19 protein-coding genes are annotated in these 24,124 nt (G+C 70.5%); 12 read left to right on the forward strand and 7 right to left on the reverse strand.

The window, feature by feature from the left end:
* Positions 1-21: 21 nt before the first annotated feature.
* From ACRQ4C_RS02945 to dnaK, 5 genes are all read right to left on the reverse strand, one after another.
* Positions 22-1,164: a class I SAM-dependent methyltransferase gene (locus ACRQ4C_RS02945; protein WP_439690067.1), complete on the reverse strand. Its 1,143-nt coding sequence runs from the start codon at positions 1,162-1,164 to the stop codon at positions 22-24.
* Between the two features lie 23 nt (positions 1,165-1,187).
* On the reverse strand, positions 1,188-1,598 hold the full coding sequence (locus ACRQ4C_RS02950) for a heat shock protein transcriptional repressor HspR (protein ID WP_290134151.1): 411 nt from the start codon (positions 1,596-1,598) through the stop codon (positions 1,188-1,190).
* 108 nt (positions 1,599-1,706) lie between these two features.
* On the reverse strand, positions 1,707-2,714 hold the full coding sequence (locus ACRQ4C_RS02955) for a DnaJ C-terminal domain-containing protein (protein WP_439690068.1): 1,008 nt from the start codon (positions 2,712-2,714) through the stop codon (positions 1,707-1,709).
* Between the two features lie 22 nt (positions 2,715-2,736).
* Positions 2,737-3,399 (reverse strand): nucleotide exchange factor GrpE, encoded by a 663-nt coding sequence (locus tag ACRQ4C_RS02960; RefSeq protein ID WP_439690069.1) that lies wholly within the window; start codon positions 3,397-3,399, stop codon positions 2,737-2,739.
* Between the two features lie 2 nt (positions 3,400-3,401).
* On the reverse strand, positions 3,402-5,267 hold the full coding sequence (gene dnaK, locus ACRQ4C_RS02965; RefSeq protein ID WP_290132906.1) for a molecular chaperone DnaK: 1,866 nt from the start codon (positions 5,265-5,267) through the stop codon (positions 3,402-3,404).
* A 375-nt stretch (positions 5,268-5,642) separates the two neighbouring features.
* On the opposite strand from dnaK, the gene ACRQ4C_RS02970 reads away from it, so the two are divergent.
* Complete coding sequence (locus ACRQ4C_RS02970) at positions 5,643-6,173, forward strand: hypothetical protein (protein ID WP_439690070.1); 531 nt, start codon at positions 5,643-5,645, stop codon at positions 6,171-6,173.
* 577 nt (positions 6,174-6,750) lie between these two features.
* Here ACRQ4C_RS02970 and ACRQ4C_RS02975 read toward each other — a convergent pair.
* Both ACRQ4C_RS02975 and ACRQ4C_RS02980 read right to left on the reverse strand, forming a co-directional pair.
* Positions 6,751-7,581, reverse strand: a complete 831-nt coding sequence (locus ACRQ4C_RS02975) for an aldo/keto reductase (RefSeq protein WP_439690071.1) — start codon at positions 7,579-7,581, stop codon at positions 6,751-6,753.
* Positions 7,582-7,658: 77 nt separating this feature from the next.
* Positions 7,659-8,066, reverse strand: coding sequence for a pilus assembly protein CpaE (locus tag ACRQ4C_RS02980; RefSeq protein WP_290132902.1), 408 nt, complete (start codon positions 8,064-8,066; stop codon positions 7,659-7,661).
* Positions 8,067-8,282: 216 nt separating this feature from the next.
* Between ACRQ4C_RS02980 and ACRQ4C_RS02985 the strand changes: the two genes are divergently transcribed.
* The 11 genes from ACRQ4C_RS02985 (at position 8,283) to ACRQ4C_RS03035 (ending at position 23,886) form a co-directional block, all read left to right on the forward strand.
* The gene (locus ACRQ4C_RS02985) at positions 8,283-11,006 is read left to right on the forward strand and encodes a glycosyl hydrolase 2 galactose-binding domain-containing protein (protein ID WP_439690072.1); all 2,724 of its coding nucleotides are present in this window, start codon (positions 8,283-8,285) and stop codon (positions 11,004-11,006) included.
* Positions 11,007-11,161: 155 nt separating this feature from the next.
* Positions 11,162-11,428, forward strand: coding sequence for a twin-arginine translocase TatA/TatE family subunit (gene tatA, locus ACRQ4C_RS02990; RefSeq protein WP_400410686.1), 267 nt, complete (start codon positions 11,162-11,164; stop codon positions 11,426-11,428).
* 110 nt (positions 11,429-11,538) lie between these two features.
* Positions 11,539-12,933, forward strand: coding sequence for an MFS transporter (locus tag ACRQ4C_RS02995; protein ID WP_439690073.1), 1,395 nt, complete (start codon positions 11,539-11,541; stop codon positions 12,931-12,933).
* Between the two features lie 47 nt (positions 12,934-12,980).
* The gene (locus tag ACRQ4C_RS03000) at positions 12,981-15,164 is read left to right on the forward strand and encodes an ATP-dependent Clp protease ATP-binding subunit (RefSeq protein ID WP_290132898.1); all 2,184 of its coding nucleotides are present in this window, start codon (positions 12,981-12,983) and stop codon (positions 15,162-15,164) included.
* A gap of 237 nt (positions 15,165-15,401) precedes the next feature.
* Positions 15,402-15,956 carry a DUF2231 domain-containing protein gene (locus ACRQ4C_RS03005; protein WP_439690074.1) on the forward strand — a complete coding sequence of 185 codons (555 nt, stop codon included), beginning with the start codon at positions 15,402-15,404 and terminating at the stop codon, positions 15,954-15,956.
* A gap of 280 nt (positions 15,957-16,236) precedes the next feature.
* Positions 16,237-17,562 carry a sugar ABC transporter substrate-binding protein gene (locus ACRQ4C_RS03010; RefSeq protein WP_290132896.1) on the forward strand — a complete coding sequence of 442 codons (1,326 nt, stop codon included), beginning with the start codon at positions 16,237-16,239 and terminating at the stop codon, positions 17,560-17,562.
* Between the two features lie 3 nt (positions 17,563-17,565).
* Entirely contained in the window at positions 17,566-18,603 is a 1,038-nt protein-coding gene (locus ACRQ4C_RS03015) for a carbohydrate ABC transporter permease (protein ID WP_439690075.1), read from the forward strand.
* A complete protein-coding gene (locus ACRQ4C_RS03020) occupies positions 18,600-19,550 on the forward strand; it encodes a carbohydrate ABC transporter permease (RefSeq protein ID WP_439690076.1) in 951 nt (316 codons plus the stop codon). The genes ACRQ4C_RS03015 and ACRQ4C_RS03020 overlap by 4 nt, the downstream gene beginning before the upstream one ends.
* A 279-nt stretch (positions 19,551-19,829) precedes the next feature.
* Positions 19,830-20,618 (forward strand): DeoR/GlpR family DNA-binding transcription regulator, encoded by a 789-nt coding sequence (locus ACRQ4C_RS03025; protein ID WP_400410673.1) that lies wholly within the window; start codon positions 19,830-19,832, stop codon positions 20,616-20,618.
* A complete protein-coding gene (locus tag ACRQ4C_RS03030; RefSeq protein ID WP_439690077.1) occupies positions 20,615-21,661 on the forward strand; it encodes a 1-phosphofructokinase family hexose kinase in 1,047 nt (348 codons plus the stop codon). Before ACRQ4C_RS03025 ends, ACRQ4C_RS03030 begins: the two co-directional genes overlap by 4 nt.
* Before the next feature lie 95 nt (positions 21,662-21,756).
* Complete coding sequence (locus tag ACRQ4C_RS03035; RefSeq protein ID WP_439690078.1) at positions 21,757-23,886, forward strand: PTS fructose transporter subunit IIABC; 2,130 nt, start codon at positions 21,757-21,759, stop codon at positions 23,884-23,886.
* Positions 23,887-24,124: the final 238 nt, after the last annotated feature.

A 24,124-nucleotide genomic window follows, 5' to 3' on the forward strand; every position in this document is an offset into this window, starting at 1 on the left:
GGTCGGGAGACCGCCCCTTCGTCATTTCGCCCGCGAGGCGGTGACGGTGAACTTGTCGGTCCGGACCACCTGGCGCGTCGCGCCGACGACACGCTCCAACACCGGCCGGTAACGCAGGTGCGAGTTCCAGACGCACCACAGTTCCCCGCCGGACTGGAGGATCGTGGCCGCGTTCCGGAACATCGCCTCGGCGGCGTCGGTGGTCACCGTGGTGTCCGCGTGGAACGGCGGGTTGCACAGCACGAGCTGGGCGCAGCCGTCCTGGAGCTCGTCGCCCGCGTCCGTCCGCACGACCTGCACGCGGTCCGCCACACCGTTCGCCGCCGCGGTCGCCTTCGTCGACGCCACCGCGGTCTGCGACACGTCCGTCGCGATGAGCTTGATGCCGGGCCGCTGCCGCGCGAGCGACACCGCGATGACGCCGTTCCCGCAGCCGAGGTCGACAGCGGTCCGCGCGGTCGGGACGGCGTCGCGCACCACGTCGAGGAGCACGCGCGTGCCTTGATCGAGCGACGTTCCCGCGAAGACCCCGCCGTGCGCGACGAGCGTCAACCCGAGTTCGTCGTTGTGGACCGAGCGCGGCCACGGGTTCGACGTGTCCGCGCGGACGGCCGAGGCACGAAGAGGGTCCTGCGCGACGAGCAGCCGCGACTTGCCTCGCCCCCGCGAGGCCGTCACCTCGCCGAAGTACCGACGGAGGACGTCGTTCTGCCCGAGGTTCATGTGCTTCGACACCCCGCCGCAGAGCAGCACCACGTCGGGTGCGGCGTACCGGGCGACCGCGCGGGCGATCTCGTCGAGCCGGTCGTTCGACTTCGAGAGGCGCAGCAGCACGAGCCGTGCGTCGGTGAACGCCCGTTCGAGGGAGTCCGGATGGTGGAAGCCCCGCCGCCCGAAGACGCCGGCGTTGGCCTCGAGCGCGCGGACCCCGACGAGGGAGTCCTGCACGACCCGGACGTCCGACGCGCCGTGCACCGAGATGACCCCGAGCGTGAGCACACCGTTCCGGTCGTCGACGACCGCGACCTCACCCGGCTGCCGGAGCGCATCGCCGTGGACGTGCGGCGCCTCGTCGAGGATGAAGCGGTCGGTGCCGTCGATCGTGATCAGGTCCGGCGCGTCGTCGTCGCGACGGCGGAAGAGGTCGGCGAGGTCCGGTGGCACGGCGCCACCCTACCCAGTGCGCCCTAGTGCGGAGGACGCCAGAGGACGATCTGCGTGTTCCGCTGCGGGCGCATCCCGGCGCGCAACGGCACCGCACCGCCGGTCGCCGAGGCCGCGAACACACGCGCGCCCGGCCGGTTGATGAGCTGATCGGCGAGGGCCGTCTCGAGTTCCGACACCCGCGAGCGCAGCGCCCGGTTCTCGTTCTCGAGTTCGAGCACCCGACGGATGCCCTCGAGCGAGACGCCCTCGGAGCCGAGCCGCGCGATCTCCCGCAGCTGGGCGATGTCGCGCATCGAGTACCGCCGCGAACCACCGCGGGTGCGGCCGGGCACGACGAGGCCGAGCCGGTCGTACTGCCGGAGCGTCTGCGGGTGCATCTCCGCGAGCTCGGCCGCCATCGCGATGGCGAAGACGGGCGAGTTCTCGTCCATGTCGGTCATCGACCGCCCCTCTCGTTCTCCTCGTGGTGCACAACAGTGTGGAGGCTCGGTGCGGCTCCGTGACGGAGCCGCACCGAGCCTCCCGACCGGTTCATGACGCTAGCCGCGCGCCTTGGCGAGGAGGTCCTCGCGGGGGTCCTCGTCGGGCAGCGCAGCTGCCAGGGCCTCGACGGCCTCGCGCTGCTTGTCCGACAGGTGGGAGGGCACCGCGACCTGCACGGTGGCGAGCAGGTCGCCCGTGCCCTTGTTGCTGGCGACGCCGCGACCCTTGACCCGCAGGACGCGACCCGACGGGGTGCCGGGGGCGACCCGCAGCTTGACGGGCTCGCCGCCGAGCGTCGGGACCTGGATCGTCGCGCCGAGCGCCGCCTCGACGAACGTCACGGGGACGTCCACGCGGAGGTTGAGCCCGTCGCGCTCGAAGACCGGGTGCTTCCGGACCGAGACCGTGACCACGAGGTCGCCGGCCTCACCGCCGTCGGGGGACGGCTGCCCGCGCCCGCGGAGACGGATCTTCTGCCCGTCCGCGACCCCGGCCGGGATCCGGACGTTCACCGGACGACCGTTGCCCTGCGAGAGCTTGACGGTGTCGCCGGCGATCGCGGTCGCGAAGTCGAGCGTCGTGGACGCCGTGACGTCCTGACCCTTCGATGGTCCACCGAAGCCGCGGTAGCCGCCGTTCGACTGACCGAAGCCGCCGCCGCCGAACATGCCGCCGAGGATGTCCTCGAAGCCGCTGGCGCCTCCGCGACCGTTGCCCGGCTGCCCGAAGCGGACGCGCTGACCGCCTCCACCGCCGCCGAACATGCCGCCGAAGACGTCCTCGAAGCCGCCCTGGGCACCCGGGCCGCCCGCCGTGAAGCGGGCGCCCGAGCCCATGGCGCGGACCTGGTCGTACTCGGCGCGCTGCTCCTTGTCGGAGAGCACCGAGTAGGCCTCGCTGATCTCCTTGAAGCGGGCCTCGGCGGCGGCGTCACCCGGGTTGGAGTCCGGGTGGTACTGCCGCGCGAGCTTCCGGTAGGTCTTCTTCAGCTCAGCGTCGCTCGCCGTCTTGTCGACGCCGAGGACCTTGTAGAAGTCCTTGTCGAACCAATCCTGACTGGCCATCCGTACCTACCTCCTCCCGCGCTCAGGCCGGGACCGCGACCGCGACCTTGGCCGCACGGAGGACCCGCTCGCCGAGCTTGTAGCCCGGCTCGACGACGTCCGCCACGGTCTGCGCGGTCGCACCCGGCGTCGGGAGCTGCACGATCGCCTCGTGGATGTTCGGGTCGAAGGCCTCACCCTTCTCACCGATCTGCACGAGCTTGAACTTCTCGAAGCCGCCGCGGATCTTCTGACCGATGACCTGCATGGGCCCCTCGGCGAGGTCGCCGTGGGCCTCGGCGCGGGTGAGGTCGTCGAGCGCCGGCAGGAGCGCCCGGACGACCTCGGCGATGGCGACCTCGCGGTTCGCCTCACGGTCACGCTCGACGCGCTTCCGGAAGTTCACCAGCTCGGCCTGCGCACGGAGCATGTCCGCCCGCATCTCGGCGACCAGGTCGCGGTCCTCGGCGCTCAGCTTGTCCTCGGCGATGCCTCGGGCGGCGTCGTCGAGCAGCGCCTGGTCCTCCGGGGAGAGGTCGCTCTGCGGCCCGCCGGCGGCGGGGCCGTCCGTGGGGACTTCCACGTCCGGCCCCTCCGCCTCGATGAGGTCCTCGGGCTCCTGCGCGTTGGTGGCGTCGCCCTCGACCTGGGGCTCTGCATCCTCGGGCACGTTGTCCTTCGGTGCGTTGTCCTCGGGGTTCGGCATCGTTACTTCTTGTCCTTGTCGTCCTCGTCGTCCACGACCTCGGCGTCGACGATGTCCTCGTCGTCCTGCGTCGCCTGGTCACCCGCGGGCTGCTCGCCACCGGCCGCGGCACCCGCGTCCTGCTGGCTGTAGATCGCCTGGCCGAGCTTGCCCTGCGACTCGTTGAGCTTGTCGAACGCGGCCTTCACTGCGTCGTCGTCCTCACCCGCGAGCGCCGACTTCAGGGCGTCGACGTCGGCCTGGACCTCGGACTTGACGTCCGCGGGGAGCTTGTCCTCGTTCTCCTTGATGAGCTTCTCGATCGAGTAGACGAGCTGCTCGGCCTGGTTGCGACGCTCGTTGGCCTCACGACGGGCCTTGTCCTCGGCCGCGTGCTCCTCGGCCTCGCGGACCATGCGCTCGATGTCCTCCTTCGGCAGCGACGAACCGCCGGAGATGACCATCGACTGCTCCTTGCCGGTGCCCTTGTCCTTCGCGGACACGTGCACGATGCCGTTCGCGTCGATGTCGAACGTGACCTCGACCTGCGGGACGCCACGGGGCGCCGGCGCGATGCCGGTCAGCTCGAAGGTGCCGAGCGGCTTGTTGTCGCGGGTGAACTCGCGCTCGCCCTGGAAGACCTGGATCGCGACCGACGGCTGGTTGTCGTCGGCGGTCGTGAACGTCTCGCTCCGCTTGGTCGGGATCGCGGTGTTGCGGTCGATGAGCTTCGTCATCAGGCCGCCCTTGGTCTCGATGCCGAGTGACAGCGGCGTCACGTCGATGAGGAGGACGTCCTTGCGCTCGCCCTTCAGGACACCAGCCTGCAGCGCGGCACCGACGGCCACGACCTCGTCCGGGTTGACGCCCTGGTTCGGCTGCTTGCCGCCCGTGAGCGACTTGACGACCTCGGCCACGGCGGGCATGCGGGTCGAGCCACCGACGAGGACCACGTGCGCGATGTCGCTGACCGAGACACCCGCCTCCTTGATGACGTCGTTGAACGGCTTCTTCGTGCGGTCGAGCAGGTCGGAGGTCATCTGCTCGAACTGCGCACGCGAGATGGTCTCGTCGAGGTTGAGCGGACCCTCCGCCGTGAGCGTGAGGTACGGGAGCTGGATGCTCGCCGACATCTGCGACGAGAGCTCCTTCTTCGCCTGCTCAGCGGCCTCCTTGAGGCGCTGCTTCGCGATCTTGTCGGTCGAGAGGTCGACGCCGTGCTCGTCCTTGAACTTCTTGATGAGGAAGTCGACGATGCGCTGGTCCCAGTCGTCGCCACCGAGGCGGTTGTCGCCGGCGGTCGCGCGGACCTGGATCGTGGAGAAGTCGTCGTCCTTGCCCACCTCGAGCAGGGAGACGTCGAACGTGCCGCCACCGAGGTCGAAGACCAGGATGAGCTCGTCTTCCTTGCCCTTGTCGAGGCCGTACGCGAGCGCTGCCGCGGTCGGCTCGTTGATGATGCGGAGGACGTTGAGACCGGCGATCTCACCGGCGTCCTTCGTGGCCTGGCGCTCGGCGTCGTTGAAGTACGCCGGGACGGTGATGACCGCGTCGGTCACGTCCTCGCCCAGGTACTGCTCGGCGTCGCGCTTGAGCTTGCCGAGGGTGCGGGCCGAGATCTCCTGCGGCGTGTACTGCTTGCCGTCGATGTCGACCTTCCAGTCGGTGCCGATGTGGCGCTTGACCGAGGCGATGGTGCGGTCGACGTTCGTGACGGCCTGGCGCTTGGCGGTCTCGCCGACCAGCACCTCGCCGTCCTTCGTGAAGGCGACGATCGACGGCGTGGTGCGGAGGCCCTCGGCGTTCGCGATGACCGTGGGCTCGCCGCCCTCGAGCACGCTGACGACCGAGTTGGTGGTTCCGAGGTCGATGCCTACTGCACGTCCCATGTGTTGGTGCTCCTTCGTTTGGTGCGGAAGTGGTTGGACTTGCGTCCGATGGACTCAACCCTACTCCGGACTGGAGGCGCGTCAAGCGCGCCAGCTGAAAGTTGCGTCCGAAGCACTCATGTTTCTCGTTCGTCGATATCGCGGAACCCGTTCGCTCGTCGCCTGTAGCATCCGGAATGCCACATGACAGTGAGCGATACCCGGGGGGCCTTGTTGACCAATCTTTCTCGTGTCCCAGGACTCCTGGCGACCACAGTGGCCGTCGCTGGGCTCATCGGCCCCGTGACGATGAGCGGTCCGGCCGCCGCATCCGATGCGCCTGCGTCGGAGTCGGCGAAGGGCACCCGTGTATCGGGCGGGATCAGGAACTTCTCGGTGACCCCGAACGAGCGGAGCGTGCTGATCAGTGCCGATCCGCAGGTCACCCTGAACCCGTTCGGGTTCACCAACCCCGCCTACGCCGGCTACAACATCACCGTCGTGGCCGACAGCACCGGTCAGTGGAGCATCCCCCGCACCCTGGGCAACACCACCTACCGTGAACTCGCCGTCAAGCAGGACAGCCCCGACGCGTCGAAGGTCAACCTCATCGAGAACATCTTCCTCGCCCCCACCGGCTGGCTCGGCGACCCCGCTGACCTGACCGACACCACCACGTCGTTCACCCACACCCCCGGTCAGGCGTTCACCTTCACCGGCACCGCCCGCCCCGGCACGACCGTGACGCTCTACCCGTTCGGCACCGACTACCCGGACTACGCCCTGACCACCACCGTCAAGGCCACCGGCACCTGGTCCATCACCCGCCAGCTCGGAAACCAGGTCTTCCCCGTCGTCATCACCCAGGACAACGCCGACGGCCAGACCGACCGCATCGAACACACGATGACCCCCACCACCAACTAACACCCACCACCCGCCCGGGCGGGGCCACACCCACCCCGCCCGGCCCGCTCACGCTTCGCATGCTGAACATCGTTGGCGAACGTGAAGTTTTGGTTGAGCAGCGGGGTCTCCCTCGATCAACACGACGGTGCGTTCGACGTTCGTGGGAACCGCGACTCCGGGTCGGTTCCTCGCGGACCACGGTCGCGACCGCGGCGGCACGCACGCGGGCCTCGAGGTGAAGCAGACCACGAAGTCGGGGAAGACCTCCACAATCTGCTCGACCTTCACTGTCGACCGCAACGCCCAGTAACACCCTCGCAGCTCCGCACGGTGCCTGCGCGAAGGTGGCGGTGTCGGGCAACGACTCGATCGTGCACCTCGGTGTCGTCGACGAGCTGATCGTCGAGAGCGCCATCAGCCGCATCACCGTTGGGACTGTAGGGAAGGTCACGATCAGCGGCAACGCGAACGACGTCCTCTGGACAAGGGGACTTCGAACCTCGTCCAGGCCCTCGAGGCGGAGTGGTTCAGGTCAATGTCGAACGGCCGTGCGGCAACCACTGGTTGCCGCACGGCCGTTCGTGTTGGTACCGGATCAGGCCGGGACGTAGTCGAACGTGTCCGGGTCCGGGCCGGTGCGGTGGCCCTTGTCGAGCGACGTGATCGCGGTCATGTCCTCGTCGGAGAGCTCGAAGTCGAAGATCGCGAAGTTCTCCTCGACCCGGGTGCGGGTGACCGACTTCGGGAAGACGATGTCGCCGCGCTGGATGTGCCAGCGGAGGACGACCTGCGCCGGGGTCTTGCCGGTGTTGCCGGCGATGCGGGTGATGGTCTCGTCGTCGAGGACGAGTCCCTGCGCGATGGGGGACCACGCCTCGGTCGCGATGCCGTGCTCGCGGTCGTACGCGCGCAGCTCGTCCTGCGTGAGGTACGGGTGCACCTCGATCTGGTTCACCGCCGGGGTGATGGTCGTCTCGGCCGCGAGGCGGTTGAGGTGGTGCGCCTGGAAGTTGCTGACGCCGATCGAGCGGGCGGTGCCGGCGCGGTAGAGCTCCTCCATCGCCTTCCACGTCGGCACGAAGTCCGAGACGGTGGGCAGCGGCCAGTGGATGAGGAAGAGGTCGGTGTAGCCGCCGAGGAGGTCTGCCGACTTCTTGCCGTTCTCCAGCGCTGCCTCGGGGTCGTGGAAGCCGTTGTTGAGCTTCGAGGTGACGAAGATCTCCTCACGAGGGATGCCGGACGCCTCGATGGCCTCGCCGACCTCCTTCTCGTTGCCGTACATCTCGGCGGTGTCGATGTGGCGGTAACCGACCTCGAGTGCTGCGAGCGTCGCCTCCTTGGTGTCGGAGGGGTCGATCTGGAAGACGCCGAAGCCGAGCTGCGGGATGGTCTTGCCGTCGTTCAGGGTGATGTTCGGAACGGTCATGTCGCCATGCAACCAAAGCCCGCCCAGCGTGCATTCCAGCAACTCCCAGCCGGGCGCGTCACCCGGTCCGGGGGCGGTCAGTCCAGCGCAGAACGGATGTAGGCGAGGAGTGCGGCACCGTACGCGTCGGCCGCATCGGGAGCGTCGAAGGTCTGCGGGGCCCCGTCGATGGTCGCGGTGACGGTCAGCGACGAGCCCGAACTCGCGAGCGACACGAAGGCGCTCCCGAGCAAGGACCGCAGCTGGTCCTCCCGCGGCAGCCACAGCGACTCGGCGGCCTCGACCGAGTCGAGCGCCCACTCCGTCGTCCCGTTGAACCCGAGCACGGTGCCGGAGGGGTAGTCGTGCCGCTCGACGGTCATCTCGGAGACGGTGTAGACGTCGTCGTCGACCCCGGGCTTGTCGATGACGAAGCGGTCCCCGGTCGACGGGTGCCAGCGGAGTCCGGCGTCGCGGAGGGCTGCGGCGAGAGCAACTGTGATCACGCGCCCCAGCCTGCCACCCACCCCCGTGCAAGCTCCGCGTACTAGCATCGCCGGGCACCCCCTCGTGTGATCGCCCAGGCGGTCGCGCGCGCGACGTGACGACGCCCGGCTGACCGGTGTCGTGCCTCCAGGCCGGTACCCGGCCGCCTGGCGGACACGCAGCCGGCGTCCCGACCGAGCGGACCACCGGTCCCGCCCGCCCAGAGAAGGACCCGCATGACCCTCGACCGCGAGGAACTCCGCGACGACTGGACCGTGACGATGGCAGGCGGCAGTGGCGCCCCTGACGGCGTCGCCGGTCGGAGCATCCCGGCGACGGTGCCGGGGCAGGTGCACACCGACCTCGAGCGGGAGGGCCTGCTCGCCGACCCCACGTTCGACCGCAACGAGGCGGACGGCAAGTGGGTCGGACGCGCTGACTGGGCCTACCGGCGCACGGTCGACGTCGATCCGCGGGGGCACGAGCGCGTCGACCTGGTGTGCGACGGACTCGACACGGTGTCGACGCTGACGGTCGACGGTGTGACCGTCGGGGCCACCCGGAACATGCACCGGCGCTACCGGTTCGACCTGCGCGACGCGACCGGTGGGTCCAACACGCGTACGGAGCGGGAGCTCGAGATCCTGTTCGAGTCGCCCTACCGCGAGGCCGGACGCGTCGCGGCCAGGGCCGGGAGCATGCCGGGCCCGTACGACGAGCCGTTCCCGTACGTGCGGAAGATGGCGTCGAACTTCGGCTGGGACTGGGGGCTGACGGCGGTGACCAGCGGCCCGTGGCGGCCGGTGGCGATCGAGCGCTGGTCGACGGCGCGACTCCGAGAGGTGCGTCCGCTCGTCGACGTCGAGGCGGGGGAGGGCGTGCTCGACGCGCACATCACCGTCGAGCGGTCCGGGCCGTCCACGAGCGGGACGAGCACCGCCGACCTCGACCAGGACGGCGAGGACGACGACCTCGTGCTCGTCGTGACCGTGAGCGGCCCGGACGCCGAGGGCGGGACGACCCGGCAGCGCTCGCGTGCGCAGCTGACCCCGAAGGACGACGAGACCGTCGTGACCGTGCGGGTCCCGGATGCGCAGCGGTGGTGGCCGCGCGGCTACGGCGAGCAGCCACTCTACGACGTGACCGTCGAGCTGCAGACGGTCGAGGGCGAGGTCCTCGACCGCGACGTGTTCCGGACGGGCTTCCGGTCGACGCGGATCGACACGGCGTCCGACACCATCGGCAAGCCCTTCGGCGTGTACGTCAACGGGACCCTCATCGACGTCCGCGGGGTGAACTGGATCCCCGACGACGTCATCGTCTCGCGTGTGACGCGGGACCGCTACGAGTCTCGACTGGGCACCGCTGCCGCGCTGCGGGCGAACCTCGTGCGCGTCTGGGGCGGCGGCATGTACGAGTCGCGCGACTTCTACGAGGTGTGCGACGAGCTCGGACTGCTCGTCTGGCAGGACTTCGCGTTCGCGTGCTCCGCCTACCCGGAGACCGAGCCGATCCGGAGCGAGGTCGTCGCGGAGGCCCGGGACAACGTCGCCCGGCTCTCGCGGCACCCCTCGCTCGTGGTCTGGAACGGCAACAACGAGAACATCTGGCTGCACGACGTCGACGGCTGGGCCGAGGCGCTCGGGGACCGCGGCTGGGGCCTGGACTACTACCTCGACCTCCTGCCGACGATCGTCGACGCGGTGGACCCGACGCGCTTCTACACGGTGGGCTCGCCGTGGTCCGGTGACGAGGACCTGCCGGCGAACGACGTCGACCACGAGACCCACCACTCGTGGGAGGCCTGGAACCGCCTGCCCGACAGCGCGTACCGCGTGTCGGTGCCGCGGTTCGTGTCCGAGTTCGGCTGGCAGGCGCCGCCCGCGTGGCGGACGCTGCGTGACGCGGTGTCCGACCCCGAGCTGACCGTGGGCGCACCCGGCGTCGTCCACCACCAGAAGGCGGACGACGGGATGGGCAAGTTGGCGCGGGGGATCGCTCCGCGCTTCGGCAGCGTGGACGCTGCCTCCTTCGACGCGTGGCACTACCTGACGCAGCTCCAGCAGGCGCGCGCGATCGCGACGGGCGTCGAGCACTGGCGGACGCACTGGCCACGGAACACCGGGGTCGTCCTGTGGCAGCTCAACGACCTGTGGCCGGTCGCGTCGTGGTCGGCCGTCGACTCGTCGGGGCGCCTCAAGCCGCTCGCGCACGAGCTGCGGCGGCTCTACGACGACGTGCTGCTGACGATCCGGCCCGTCTCGTCGGTCGCCGGCCCGCGGCCGGCGGCTCCGGCCGGCGCGTCGCCGGACGACCAGCCTGGAGGCACGGATCGCCCGTCCTCACCGGCGCACGTCGACGAGGCGGCTGAGCTGGGCGAGCTGGCGGACACGCTGTCGCTCGGGTCCGGGGGCGTCTCGCTCGGGGTGTCGCCAGGAGCGTTCGGTTCGTCGCCCGTCGAGGTCGCGGTCCGGTCGACCAGGTCCGTCGGCGACGGGGTCGTGCGGGTCCGCCGCATCACGCTCGCCGGTGCGGTGCTCGCCGAGGTGACGCTGCCGGTGCACCTGTCCGCCGGGGTCGCCGTCGTCGCGCTGCCCGAGTCGGTCGGGGTCGTGGACGATCCGCGGAACGAGCTGATCGTCGCCGACCTGGACGACCACCGCGCCGTGTGGACGCCGGCGCCCGACCGTGAGCTGCGGTGGGAGCCCGCGCGCTTCTCCGCGTCGACCGAGGTCGACGGAGCGACGATCCGGGTGGTGGTGGAGGCCTCGACCGTCGTGCGGGACCTGCTGCTCCAGCCCGACCGGGTGTCGCCGGACGGGGTCGTCGACCGGGGCTTCGTGACGCTGCTCCCTGGCGAGCGGGCGGTGTTCCGCGTGCGCGGGGTCGAGCCGGCGGACGCGGGGGCGCTGCTCGACCGTCCGGTGCTGTGGTCGCTCGCGGATGTCCTCGCTCCCTGACGCCCTCACTCCCCGAGCCTGTGCGAACGGTGTCCGTTCGGGCCCCTCGCCTGTGATTCCCGGAGAGACCGAGTTACCATGAACGGACCACGAGCTTCCGCCGCGTGTGTCGAAGAAGACCCGAGCACGGCGACCAGTTCACCATCGAAGGAGTCATGATGTTCGCAGGCCTCACCGGCATCCATCTGCTGATCATCCTCGGGATCGTCATCCTGCTGTTCGGGGCGACCAAGCTCCCGGCGCTCGCGAAGGGTCTCGGCCAGTCGATCAACATCTTCAAGAAGGAGATGGGCACCGAGGACAAGCAGGCGTCCGACGCCACCGCCCAGAACACGACCGCGCAGAACACGGCTGCGCAGCCGGCGGCCCCGGTCGTGAACCCCGGCCCCTCGGTCCAGCCGAACGCCGACTCCAAGCAGTAGGACTCCCAGCCCCGTCCTGTCGGCAGCCCCCGCGACCACTCCGGTCGCGGGGGCTTCGTCGTGCGTGCGGTCGTGTGCGCGACGTCGGCGGTGCGGGGTTGGATGAGCGCATGACGACGCCCGCCGCTCCGCTCCGCGACGACCGCCGCGTGGTGCTCGTCGTCGCGATCCTCGCGTCGTTCGTGGTGGGGTTGGACGCGAGCGTCGTGAACGTCGCGCTCCCGGCGATCCGGCACGAGCTCGGGGGCGGCCTCGTCGTGCAGCAGTGGGTCGTCGACGCCTACATGGTGACGCTCGGGTCGCTCATCCTCGTCGCCGGCTCCCTGTCGGACCTGTTCGGCCGGGTGCGGATCATCACGCTCGGGTTGATGGTCTTCGGGGTGGCCTCCATCGTGTGCGCGGCGGCGCCGACGGGCGAGGTGCTCATCGTCGCGCGGGCACTGCAGGGTGTCGGGGGTGCGCTCGTCACACCGAGCTCGCTCGCGCTCATCATCGCGGCGTACCGCGGTGCGGCGCAGGGCAGGGCGATCGGCTCGTGGACGGCGTGGTCGAGCGCCGCCGTGATCGTCGGCCCGGTCATCGGCGGGGTGATCGTCGACGCGATCGGTTGGCGGTGGATCTTCGTGCTCACCGCGGTGCCGATCGCGGTGACCATCCCGCTCGTGGCCCGGATCTCCGGTGACGTCCGGCCTCCCGGCAGGCCGCGGGTCGACGTGGTCGGGGCGGTGCTCGCGGTGGTCGGCATCGGCGGGGTGGTGCTCGGGCTGATCGAGCAGGAGCGCCTCGGCTGGTCGTCCCCGATCGTGCTCGGCGCGCTCGTGCTCGGCGGGCTGGCGCTGGCGGCGTTCGTGCCGTGGGAACGGCGGACCCCGCAGCCGCTCGTGGACCTCGGGCTGTTCCGGGCGCGGAACTTCGCGGTCGGGAACCTGGCGACACTGTCGATCTACGGTGCGCTCGGCATGGTCGGCTTCGTCGTGACCCTGTTCCTCCAGGAGGTCTGGGCGTTCCCGGCCTGGGTCGCCGGGATCGCCACGCTGCCGCCGACGATCCTGCTCCTGCTGCTCTCGACGACGGTGGGCTCCTTCGCCGGCCGGTACGGGCCGCGGTGGTTCATGGCCGCGGGTCCGGCGATCGCAGCAGTGGGTTCGTTCCTCATGGTGCTCGTCGGCGACGACCCGGCGGCCTACTGGTGGACGGTGCTCCCCGGGCTCGTGCTCGTCGGCGTCGGGATCTCGCTCATGGTGACGCCGCTGACCAGTGCGGTCCTGGGATCGGTACCGGAGTCCGAGGCGGGCATCGGCTCGGCGGTCAACAACGCCGTGGCCCGGATCGCCAGCCTCGTCGTGGTGGCGCTCGCCGGTGTCGTGCTCGGCGGCGCGATGAGCACGGTCGGGTTCCACCGTGCGGTCGTGGTCATGGGCGTCCTGCTGCTCGCCGGCGCGATCGTCAGCGCGGTCGGGATCCGGAACCCGGTGCGGGAAGAAACCGTGCCGAACGGAAGTTGAGTGCAGTAGACTCAACCTCAGACCAACGCAACGAAAGGACGGAACGCATGGCGAACCTCCAGGGCGCTCCTGACTCGCAAGAGCGACAGAAGACCGCCCTCGAGCAGTACGGCGTCGACCTCACCGCGATCGCCCGGAGCGGCAAGCTCGACCCGGTGATCGGTCGCGACGCCGAGATCCGGCGCGTGTCGCAGGTGTTGACCCGCCGGACGAAGAACAACCCCGTGCTCATCGGCGAGCCCGGCGTCGGCAAGACCGCCGTGGTCGAGGGGCTCGCGCAGCGCATCGTCGCCGGGGACGTCGCCGACTCCCTCAAGGACAAGCGGCTCGTGTCGCTCGACATCTCCGCCCTCATCGCCGGCGCGAAGTACCGCGGCGAGTTCGAGGAGCGGCTCAAGGCCGTGCTCAAGGAGATCAACGACTCCGACGGGCAGGTCATCACCTTCATCGACGAGCTGCACACACTCATGGGCGCCGGTGGCGGCGAAGGGTCCGTCGCAGCGTCGAACATGCTCAAGCCGATGCTCGCGCGCGGTGAGCTCCGGCTCATCGGTGCCACGACGCTCGACGAGTACCGCCAGTACATCGAGAAGGACGCCGCACTCGAACGACGGTTCCAGCAGGTCTACGTGGGCGAGCCCAGCGTCGAGGACGCCGTGGCCATCCTCCGCGGGCTCAAGGAGCGGTACGAGGCACACCACAAGGTGACGATCAACGACTCCGCGCTCGTCGCCGCTGCGAGCCTGTCGAACCGGTACATCTCCGGTCGTCAGCTGCCCGACAAGGCGATCGACCTCATCGACGAGGCGGCGTCGCGACTCCGGATGGAGATCGACTCGTCGCCGGTCGAGATCGACGAGCTCAAGCGCACGGTGGACCGGTTGCGCGTCGAGGAGTTCGCACTCAAGCAGGAGAAGGACGACGCCTCGAAGGCGCGGCTCGAGACCCTGCGTGCCGAGCTCGCGAGCCGCGAGACGCTGCTCGCGGAACTCGAGCAGCGGTGGCAGGCCGAGCGCGCGTCGCTCAACCGGATCGGTGAGCTGAAGCAGCAGCTCGACGAGCTGGGCATGCGTTCGCAGCGGGCACAGCGAGAGGCCGACTACGAGACCGTCAGCCGGCTCGAGTACGGCGAGAAGCCGCGCATCGAGGCCGAGCTGGCCGCCGCCGAGCAGGCCGAGAGCGCCGAGCGGATGGTGAACGACAGCGTCACCGACGAGGACATCGCGGCCGTCATCGCGCAGTGGACCGGCATCCCGATGGGGCGCCTGCTCCAGGGCGAGACCGAGAAGCTGCTGCACCTCGAGAACGAGCTCGGCCGCCGGATCATCGGGCAGCGCTCGGCGGTGAACACCGTGTCCGAGGCCGTCCGCCGCACCCGCGCGGGCATCTCGGACCCGGACCGCCCAACGGGCTCGTTCCTGTTCCTCGGACCCACCGGCGTCGGCAAGACCGAGCTGGCCAAGGCGCTCGCCGAGTTCCTGTTCGACGACGAGAAGGCCCTCGTCCGGATCGACATGAGCGAGTACGGCGAGAAGCACTCGGTCGCGCGGCTCATCGGCGCCCCGCCCGGCTACGTCGGGTACGAGGCCGGTGGGCAGCTCACCGAGTCCGTCCGGCGTCGGCCCTACTCGGTCGTGCTGCTCGACGAGGTCGAGAAGGCCCACCCGGAGGTCTTCGACGTGCTCCTGCAGGTGCTCGACGACGGCCGGCTGACCGACGGGCAGGGGCGGACGGTCGACTTCCGGAACACGATCCTCATCCTGACGTCGAACCTCGGGTCGCAGTTCCTCACCGACACCTCGTTGACGCCGGAGCAGCGCGAGGAGGGCGTGCGCGAGCTCGTGTCACAGGCCTTCCGGCCGGAGTTCGTCAACCGGCTCGACGACATCGTGGTGTTCCAGGCGCTCACCTCGGAGGACCTCGGGCAGATCGTGTCGCTGTACGTCGACCGCCTCGCGCGCCGGCTGTCCGACCGTCGGCTCGAGCTCGCGGTGACGCCGTCGGCACGGACGTGGCTCGCTGAGCGCGGGTACGACCCGGTGTACGGCGCGCGTCCGTTGCGGCGGCTCATGCAGCGGCAGATCGACGACCGGCTGGCGCGGGCCATCCTGGCCGGCGACGTCCGCGACGGCGACACCGTGCGGGTGGACGTCGCTGCGGGTGGCGACGAGCTGACGGTCGAGCCGTTCGACCTCGGTGAGGTCGTCGAGGGCGAGATCGTCGAGGAGTAGCGGGAGACAGCTCGTGCGCTCCGAGGGAACCAGGATCCGGGCGCAGCACCGTGGAACGGCGCGGTGTGGTGTCCGGAACCTGGTTCCGTGTCGGCGTGGCCAAGGGTGACCGCCTGGAGGCCCGGGGAACGTTCCTGGAACGCGCCCCGCCTCGCTCGCAGGCTCGCTCGGCGAGACCGGGGCACAGCGCTGGCGCGCTGTGAACGCCCCCGCCTCGCCCGGCCTAGATTCCAGGGCATGCCTGAGATCCGCGCCATCCGTCGCCTCACCGACGCCGTCGAGCACGCGGACGTGCTCGACAAGGCCGTCGACATCGACCGCAGCGTCGTCCGCGCGCTCGCACGCCCGAAGGCGCTGCGACAGCTGCTGCACGGCGTGCCCTTCGGGCACCCGCTCCACCCCCTGATGGTGCAGGTGCCGCTCGGGGCCTGGATCTCGGCGGCGGTGCTCGACCTGATCGGCGGGAAAGGCAACGCGAAGGCCGCGAAGACCCTCGTCGGTGTGGGGCTGGTGTCGTCCGGGAGCGCGTCCGTTGCCGGGTACGTGGACTGGTCCGAGCTCGACCGCGAACAGCTCCGGACCGGATGGGTGCACCAGGCGGTGAACTGGGTCGGGATCACGCTCTACGGGCTGTCGTGGATGCAGCGGAAGCGCGGGAACCACGGCGCCGGGAAGCTGCTCGGGTTCGCGGGGCTGACGGTCGTCGGGGTCGGCGGGTACCTCGGTGGGCACCTGGCCTACCGGCAGCGTGCGGGTGTCGGGTCGAGCGAGCACGTCCCCTTCGACGACTGACCACTCTGTCCTGACGGGTCGCTCCGGCGACGGACGGGAGGCCCGTGGCGGGATCGCCACGGGCCTCCCGTCCGTCGTGTCCGGCGGGTGCAGATCATGCCTGGTCATGACCAGTTCGTCAAGGCTGCGTCCCGATCTGTTCGACATCCGTGATCGCCCGGAAACATGCGGATCGCGACTGTCCACAGGCTTGCGATCCGGTGTTGACATCCCTGCGTGATGGGTCTTTACTCACCATTACGCAACGTCCTTTCATAAAGGTCGGACCAAGGGAGTCAACGTGACACGCACGCGTTTCGCCGCACTCGGTGCGCTCGCCCTCGCAGGCGCGCTCGCCCTCACCGGGTGCTCCGCCGGAAGCAACGGAGCTTCCGACGGCGGCACGAAGTCCATCGGCACACCCGACGGCAAGGGCAAGACCATCACCGTGTGGATCATGAACGGCGACCTCAGCCCGAAGATCCTCGACGTCGCCGAGAAGCAGTTCACCAAGGACACCGGCGCCAAGGTGAAGCTCCAGCTGCAGCAGTGGGACGGCATCACGACCAAGCTCACGACGGCGCTCGCGCAGCAGGACGCCCCGGACGTCGTCGACCTCGGCAACACACAGGTGCCGGTGTACGCCGCGACCGGCGGCCTGATGGACCTGTCGCCCTACAAGAAGGAGCTGCAGGACGGGCAGACGTGGCTGTCCGGGCTCGAGGGCCCGGCGACCGTCGACGGGAAGCTCTACGGCGCCCCGCTGTTCGCCGGCAACCGCGCGGTCATCTACAACAAGAAGACGTGGGCGGACGCCGGGGTCACCGACGTGCCGAAGTCGTACGACGAGCTCACCGCCGACCTCGACAAGGTGAAGGCGAAGAACCCGCAGGCCGACTTCTCCGCGTTCTACATGCCCGGCCAGTACTGGTACGGCGGACTGCAGTGGGTGTGGGACGCCGGCGGACAGATCGCCACCGAGAAGGGCGGCAAGTGGACGGGAGCGCTCGACTCCGCCGCCGCCGTCAAGGGGCTCACGGCGTGGAAGGACTTCCAGAACAGCTACTCGGCGAAGTCCACGCAGGACATCAACACCGACAAGCCCGCCGAGTCCGACGTCTTCGCCCAGGGCAACACCTCGGCGATCCTCGGGTCAGCGTGGGAGATCGGGTCGATCACCACGGCCAAGCCCGAGCTCAAGGACCAGATCGGGACGTTCCCGATGCCCTCCGCGACCGAGGGGAAGACCCAGCCGGTGTTCCTCGGCGGGTCGGACCTCGGCATCCCGTCGAAGTCGCAGAACCAGGACCTCGCGCTGTACTACACGAAGATCCTGACCTCGAAGGAGTTCCAGAAGGACCAGGTCTTCGGCGTCGACGGGTGGGAGCCGAACTCGACGCAGCTGCTCGACGCGGTCGCCGGTGACGTGGACGAGCTCCACAAGCCGTACTTCGAGGCCGCCTCGACGAGCCGTCCGACCCCGGCGACACCGGGCTGGGCCACGATCGAGGGCGACTCGAGCTTCCAGACGATGTTCGCCGACATCGCCACGGGGCGGAAGACACCGCAGCAGGCAGCCGAGGGCTTCTCGGAGCACCTCACGTCCGCGCTCAACGCGCAGCAGTAGTCGATGACCTCCACTGCAGAGCGGGTGTCCGGTCCGGCCTCGGCCGGGCCGGACACCCGGCGTGGCGGTCTGCGACGGGGCCGTCCGGTCGGAGCGGGTCCGTCGGGGTCGGGCTCGGCGGGCGGTCGCGGTGGCCGGCGGCGGTCGCTGACGGCGTCCCGGGCCCCGCTCGTGCTGCTGGCGCCGGCCGCGGTCCTGTTGCTCGCGCTGGTCGTGTACCCGCTCGTGCGGCTGCTGGTGATCTCCTTCCAGGACTACGGCCTCCGCGCGATCTTCACCGGGCAGGCCGGGTTCGCCGGGATCACGAACTACACGAACGTCCTCACCGACGCCAGCTTCTGGCCGGTCATCCTCCGGACGGTGCTCGTCACGGGGGCGATGGTCGTCGGGACGATCGGCATCGGCATGGCGGTGTCGCAGCTGCTCACCCGGCTCGGCGTCGTCATGCGCACGGTGGTCAGCGTCGTGCTCGTGCTGGCCTGGGCGATGCCGAACGTGGCGTCCAGCCTGGTGTGGCAGTGGCTCTTCCAGCCGTTCTACGGTGTGCTCAACTGGATCATCACACAGCTCGGCGTGTTCGGGGACCACACGCAGGACAACTGGGCCTCGACCCCGGGGCAGTCACTGGCGATCGTGCTCTCGCTCGTCATCTGGCAGGCGGTCCCGTTCGTGGCGCTCACGCTGTACGCGGCGCAGTCGCAGATCGCGCCGGAGTACTACGAGGCCGGTGCGCTCGACGGCGCTTCGGCGTGGGCCATGTACAGGGCGATCACGCTCCCCGCGCTCGTGCCGACGCTGCTCCTCGTGACGATCCTGTCGGTGATCTGGGACTTCAACGTCTTCAACCAGATCTGGCTGCTCACCAGGGGCGGACCGGAGGACACCACGCTCACGCTCGGCATCTGGACGTTCGTGAAGTCGTTCGTCTCGAACGCGTACGGGCAGGGCGCCGCGATCGCCGTCATCTCGACGCTGATCCTCGGTGCGCTCACCAGCTACTACATCCGCCGGCTCGTCCGCAGTGGAGAGGAAGACCTGTGACGACGACCACCACCCCCGGGGTGACCGGGGTGACCGCCTCCGAAGCGCAGCCCCACGTGGCGGGGGCGAGGCGTGCCTCCAGGCCGGGCGGGCGTGGTCGGGGCGGTGAGCCGGGCGGCGCGCGTCGGCGGAAGCCGCGAATCGTCGCGAACACCATCGCGGTGGTGTTCTGCCTGGTCTGGGTGTTCCCGATCTACTGGATGGTGAACACGGCGTTCAAGCCCGCGGACGAGGTCACGACGCTGACGCCGATCTGGCTGCCGCTCCGACCGACGCTCGAGAACTTCACCCGGGCGCTGACCCAGGACGGGTTCCTCGTGTACCTGCGCAACTCGGCGATCGTCGTGGTGGCTGCGGTGCTGCTGTCGATCGTGGTCGGGTTCCTGGCCTCGGCGGCGCTGTCGCGGTTCCGGTTCCGCGGGCGGCGCGCGATCCTCGTGGCGATCCTGTTCGTGCAGATGATCCCGTCCGGGGCGCTCCTCATCCCGCTGTTCCTGTCGTTCCAGACCCTCGGGCTGCTCAACAGCTACATCGGGCTGATCCTCGCGTACGTCGCGAGCGTCCTGCCGTTCTCGATCTGGGTGATGCGCGGGTTCTTCGTGGCCGTGCCCGTCGAGATCGAGGAGGCAGCGAAGGTCGACGGCGCGGGGACGTTCCGCATCCTCTGGAGCGTCCTGTTCCCGCTCGTGATGCCGGGGGTGATCGCGACGAGCGTCTTCGCGTTCATCGCCGCGTGGAACGACTACCTGACGGCGTACGTGATGCTCAAGGACCAGGGGATGTACACGCTGCCGGTGTGGCTCGCCGGGTTCTCCACGAACAAGGGGACCGACTTCGGCGGGCTCATGGCGGCGTCCGTGCTGTTCTCGATCCCGGTGGTGGTGTTCTTCCTGATCGTGCAGCGGCGGCTGGTGAGCGGGATGACCGCGGGGGCCGTCAAGGGGTAGCCGGCACCGGTGCTCGTACCCGAACGCCCCGTCCTGCTCCCTGCAGGGCGGGGTGTTCTCGTGCGCCCGGGTGCTCGCGTGCGGGTGCCGCACCGACGCCAGCTGGTCGCAGAACGTGTCGGCCCGCTCGGCCCCGGGCGGCGTGTTGTGCGCCCAGTGCGGGTGGCGCGGGCGCCCGGGGAAGCCTGCGGACGTGTTGGTTTCGCAACGAAACGGTTGCGAACGTGTGACTTTGCGGCGTACAGTGCTCGAAACCCACGGGAACGAAGGAGTTCGGGCATGTACGCAACCGAGCGGCACGACGCCATCGCCGCCTCGCTGCTGTCGGCAGGGCGCGTCTCCGTCGCCGAACTGGCCGAGCACTTCGACGTCACGACCGAGACCGTCCGACGTGACCTCGACGCCCTCGAGTCCGCCGGCGTCCTGCGCCGTGTGCACGGGGGAGCGGTGCCGGTCGGCCGGTCGAGCGTCGTCGAACTGAGCGTCGCCGAACGTGAGGGGCAGCACGGCTCCGCGAAGACCGCGATCGCCCGCGCTGCCATGCGTCTCGTGCCGCCGACGTTCACCGGGTCGATCGCCCTCGACGCCGGCACGACCTGCGCCGCCGTCGGCGCCGAACTCGCCCGGTGGGAACCCGCCACGGCCGGGGCGACGATCACCGTCATCACGAACTCGGTCCCGATCGCCGGCGTCCTGCAGCACAGCGAGCACGTCGAACTGCACCTCCTCGGCGGCCGGGTGCGCGGCGTCACCAGCGCCGCGGTCGGCACGGCCACGGTCGAGCAGATCGGCGCGCTGCGACCCGACATCGCCTTCGTCGGGACGAACGGCCTCTCCGCGGGCTTCGGGCTGAGCACCCCGGACGAGTACGAAGCAGCGGTCAAGGGCGCCTACGTCCTGGCCGCTCGGCGGAGCGTCGTCCTCGCGGACGCGGCCAAGCACGGGGTCGAGGCCCTCATGCGCTTCGCCCGGCTCGACGAGGTCGACACGATCGTCACCGACCAGGAGCCCCCGGCGGACCTCGCCGGTGCGCTCGCCGAAGCGGACGTCGAGGTGGTCGTCGCATGAACCAGAACCCGAGCCACGACGCGCGGACCAGCACGCGCATCGTCACGGTGACGCCGAACCCGAGCCTCGACCGCACGATCGAGCTCGCCGGTGAACTCCAGCGCGGCGCCGTCCAGCGCGCCACGCGGTCCACGGCGGAGCCGGGCGGCAAGGGCGTCAACGTCTCCCGCGTCGTCGTGGCGAGCGGTGGCGACACGATCGCGGTCCTGCCGGGCGACGAGCTCGACCCCGTGCTGCTCGGCCTCGCGACCCGCGGCATCCCGACGGCCGCGATGCCGATCGGCGCGCCGCTCCGCTCGAACGTCACGGTCACCGAGCCCACCGGCACGACCACGAAGCTCAACGAGCCCGGGCCGTCCCTCGCCGGACGCCTCGAGGAGTTCGCCTCGCTCGTCGCCGACGCCGCGGGGCCGACCCCGACCGGACCCGGTGCACGCTGGGTCGTCCTCGCCGGGTCGCTGCCGCCGGGACTCCCGGACGACGCGCTCGCCGAGCTGGTCCGGGCCGTCCGCGCCCGCCACGGTGAGGACGTCCGGATCGCCGTCGACTCCTCGGGCGTCCCGTTCACGGCCCTGCTGCAGTCCGGCGAGCGGATCGACCTCGTCAAGCCGAACGCCGAGGAACTCGCCGAGGTCGTCGGCGGCGACCCCGACGAGTACGAGCGGGACCTCGACGCCGCGGCCGCCGCAGCGGAACGACTCCGGTCGCGGGGTGTGGACACCGTCCTGCTCACCCTCGGCAGCGCCGGCGCCGTCCTCGTCGGCCCCGACGGAGCGCACGCCGCCGCCGCCCCGACGATCGTCGCCCGCTCGACCGTCGGGGCGGGGGACTCCTCCCTCGCCGGGTACCTGCTCGCCGAGGTCGCCGGAGCGCGGCCGGAGGAACGCCTCGCCCAGGCCGTCGCGACCGGAGCGGCGGCAGCCGCACTCCCGGGCAGCGACGTCCCCGCACTCGACCACACCGATCCCACCGCCATCGCGGTCCGAGCACTGCGGCCCGCGACACCGACGGCACCGGCACCAGCTGCACCGGCACCGGTCTGAACCGCGACGACCACCCGCACGACAACCCGTCCGACCCCCACCCACCAGCACGAAGCACGGCCCGCGCCCCCGGCGCCACTGCAAAGGAGCAACCCATGTCCGCAGACACGACGCAGCGCCTCATCAGCGCTGAGCTCGTCGGCCTCGACGAGGACCTCGGAGCGACGTCGAGCGACGTCATCCGCGTCCTCGCCGACCGCGTCGCCGCCACCGGCCGCGCAGCCGACGGCGCCGCCCTCGCCGAGGACGCCATCAAGCGCGAAGCCAGCGTCGGCACGGGCGTGCCCGGCGGCATCGCCATCCCGCACGCACGGTCGGCCTCGGTGTCGAGCCCGACCCTCGCGTTCTCGCGCCTCGCCCGGAAGGTGCCGTTCGGCGCTCCGGACGGCGACGCCGACGTCGTCTTCATGATCGCCGTGCCCGAGGGCGCCGACAAGGACCACCTCACGGTCCTCTCGACCCTCGCCCGGGCGCTCATCCGCGAGGACTTCACCGCGGCGCTCCGCGCCGCGTCGACCCCGCAGGAGATCGTCGACCTCGTCGAGCGCGAGGTGGGCGGCGAGGTCGCCGCAGCCGGCGTCGGGAACGCGAGCAGCGCCTCCCGGCCGGCCGCAGCACCGTCGACGCAGGCCGCGTCCGGTGACGCGACCACGAGCAACACCGCCGCGGGTGCCCGCAAGGTCATCGTCGGCGTCACCGCCTGCCCGACCGGCATCGCGCACACCTACATGGCTGCCGACGCCCTCGTCGCCGCCGCCCAGCGGGCCGGTGCCGAGATGCACGTCGAGACCCAGGGGTCCTCGCAGGTCGAGCCGCTCGACCCGGCGCTCATCGCCCGGGCCGACGCCGTCGTCTTCGCGGTGGACGTCGACGTGCGCGACCGCGGCCGGTTCGCGGGCAAGCCCCTCGTGTCCGGACCGGTGAAGCGCGGCGTGGACGAGCCCGACAAGATGATCGCCGAGGCCCTCCGAGCCGCCGACGACCCCAACGCCGCGCGCGTCCAGGGCGGTGCGGCGACCGCCGAGACCACGAAGACCGACGAGCACTTCGGTCAGGCGCTCAAGCGCTGGCTCCTCACCGGCGTCAGCTACATGATCCCGTTCGTCGCGGGCGGCGGTCTGCTCATCGCGCTCGGCTTCCTGCTCGCGGGCTACGGCATCGCGCTGCAGCACGGCGACTCCGGCCAGAACAACGCCGTCTACACGCTGACGAACTACACCCTCGTGAACCTCCCACCGGAGGGGCTCGCCTACTACCTCGGTGCGGCCGCGTTCCAGATCGGTGGCGTCTCGCTCGGCTTCCTCGTCGCAGCACTCGCCGGGTACATCGCGTACGCCATCGCCGACCGTCCGGGCATCGCGCCGGGCTTCGTCGCCGGTTCGATCGCCGTCTTCATGAACGCCGGCTTCCTCGGCGGACTCGTCGGTGGCCTCATCGCCGGTGGCGCTGCCTACTGGATCGGGCGCATCCCGACCTGGCGCTGGCTGCGCGGCCTCATGCCGGTCGTGATCATCCCGCTGTTCGCGTCGATCATCGCCTCGGGCCTCATGCTCCTCGTGCTCGGCGGTCCGATCGCCTGGGTCATGACGCAGCTCACCGCGTGGCTGAACTCGCTGTCCGGCGCCTCCGCGATCCTGCTCGGCATCATCCTCGGCCTCATGATGGCGTTCGACCTCGGTGGCCCGGTCAACAAGGTGGCGTACGCGTTCGCGGTCGCCGGACTCGGTGCCGGTTCGGCCACCAACGTCGTGCCGTTCGAGATCATGGCCGCCGTCATGGCCGCAGGCATGGTCCCGCCGCTGGCCCTCGCGCTCGCCTCGACCGTCCTCTACCGCCGCGGCTTCACCAAGCCGGAGCGGGAGAACGGCAAGGCCGCGTGGCTGCTCGGTGCGTCGTTCATCTCCGAGGGTGCGATCCCGTTCGCCGCGGCCGACCCGCTCCGCGTCATCCCGGCGTCGATGATCGGTGCCGCGGTTACCGGGGCGATCTCGATGGCAGCCGGCGTGACCTCGCGGGCACCGCATGGCGGCATCTTCGTCTTCTTCGCGATCGGCAACATCTGGATGTTCATCGTCGCGATCCTCGCCGGAACCGTGGTCTCCGCGCTCGTGCTGGTCGGGCTGAAGAAGTGGGTGCGTCGTCGTCCGGTGGACGAGGCCGCCGCGGGCTCCGAGGCCGCGGTCGCGGCCGAGACGGTGGGGCAGCACGCGCCGGTCGCGGCGTAGTCGACGTCACCGGGTGACGGAGGTCACCACGTGACGGACGTCACCACGTGACGGACGGGAGGCACGGTGCCAGCTGGCACCGTGCCTCCCGTCCGTCCGTGGGTGCGTCGCGCACGGGGCGCGACTCTGCCCCGTACTCGCAGCGCGGAGCGGTCGCGACGCCCCGCGGGCCGCAGGTCGAGCGGTCACGGAACGTCGCTCTCGCGAGTGGGGCGCGACGATTCGCGACCTATCGGGG

Source organism: Curtobacterium sp. SP.BCp, assembly GCF_051903255.1.
Lineage (GTDB): Bacteria > Actinomycetota > Actinomycetes > Actinomycetales > Microbacteriaceae > Curtobacterium.

Excerpts from the sequence above, each read along its gene's own strand:
- ACRQ4C_RS03000 (WP_290132898.1), top strand. The coding sequence starts at position 12,981 with ATGGCGAACCTCCAGGGCGCTCCTGACTCGCAAGAGCGACAGAAGACC.
- ACRQ4C_RS02960 (WP_439690069.1), bottom strand. The coding sequence starts at position 3,399 with ATGCCGAACCCCGAGGACAACGCACCGAAGGACAACGTGCCCGAGGAT.
- ACRQ4C_RS02975 (WP_439690071.1), bottom strand. The coding sequence starts at position 7,581 with ATGACCGTTCCGAACATCACCCTGAACGACGGCAAGACCATCCCGCAG.
- ACRQ4C_RS02950 (WP_290134151.1), bottom strand. The coding sequence starts at position 1,598 with ATGGACGAGAACTCGCCCGTCTTCGCCATCGCGATGGCGGCCGAGCTC.
- ACRQ4C_RS03035 (WP_439690078.1), top strand. The coding sequence starts at position 21,757 with ATGTCCGCAGACACGACGCAGCGCCTCATCAGCGCTGAGCTCGTCGGC.
- dnaK (WP_290132906.1), bottom strand. The coding sequence starts at position 5,267 with ATGGGACGTGCAGTAGGCATCGACCTCGGAACCACCAACTCGGTCGTC.
- ACRQ4C_RS02955 (WP_439690068.1), bottom strand. The coding sequence starts at position 2,714 with ATGGCCAGTCAGGATTGGTTCGACAAGGACTTCTACAAGGTCCTCGGC.
- ACRQ4C_RS02995 (WP_439690073.1), top strand. The coding sequence starts at position 11,539 with ATGACGACGCCCGCCGCTCCGCTCCGCGACGACCGCCGCGTGGTGCTC.
- ACRQ4C_RS03005 (WP_439690074.1), top strand. The coding sequence starts at position 15,402 with ATGCCTGAGATCCGCGCCATCCGTCGCCTCACCGACGCCGTCGAGCAC.
- ACRQ4C_RS03015 (WP_439690075.1), top strand. The coding sequence starts at position 17,566 with ATGACCTCCACTGCAGAGCGGGTGTCCGGTCCGGCCTCGGCCGGGCCG.
- ACRQ4C_RS03025 (WP_400410673.1), top strand. The coding sequence starts at position 19,830 with ATGTACGCAACCGAGCGGCACGACGCCATCGCCGCCTCGCTGCTGTCG.
- tatA (WP_400410686.1), top strand. The coding sequence starts at position 11,162 with ATGATGTTCGCAGGCCTCACCGGCATCCATCTGCTGATCATCCTCGGG.
- ACRQ4C_RS03030 (WP_439690077.1), top strand. The coding sequence starts at position 20,615 with ATGAACCAGAACCCGAGCCACGACGCGCGGACCAGCACGCGCATCGTC.
- ACRQ4C_RS02985 (WP_439690072.1), top strand. The coding sequence starts at position 8,283 with ATGACCCTCGACCGCGAGGAACTCCGCGACGACTGGACCGTGACGATG.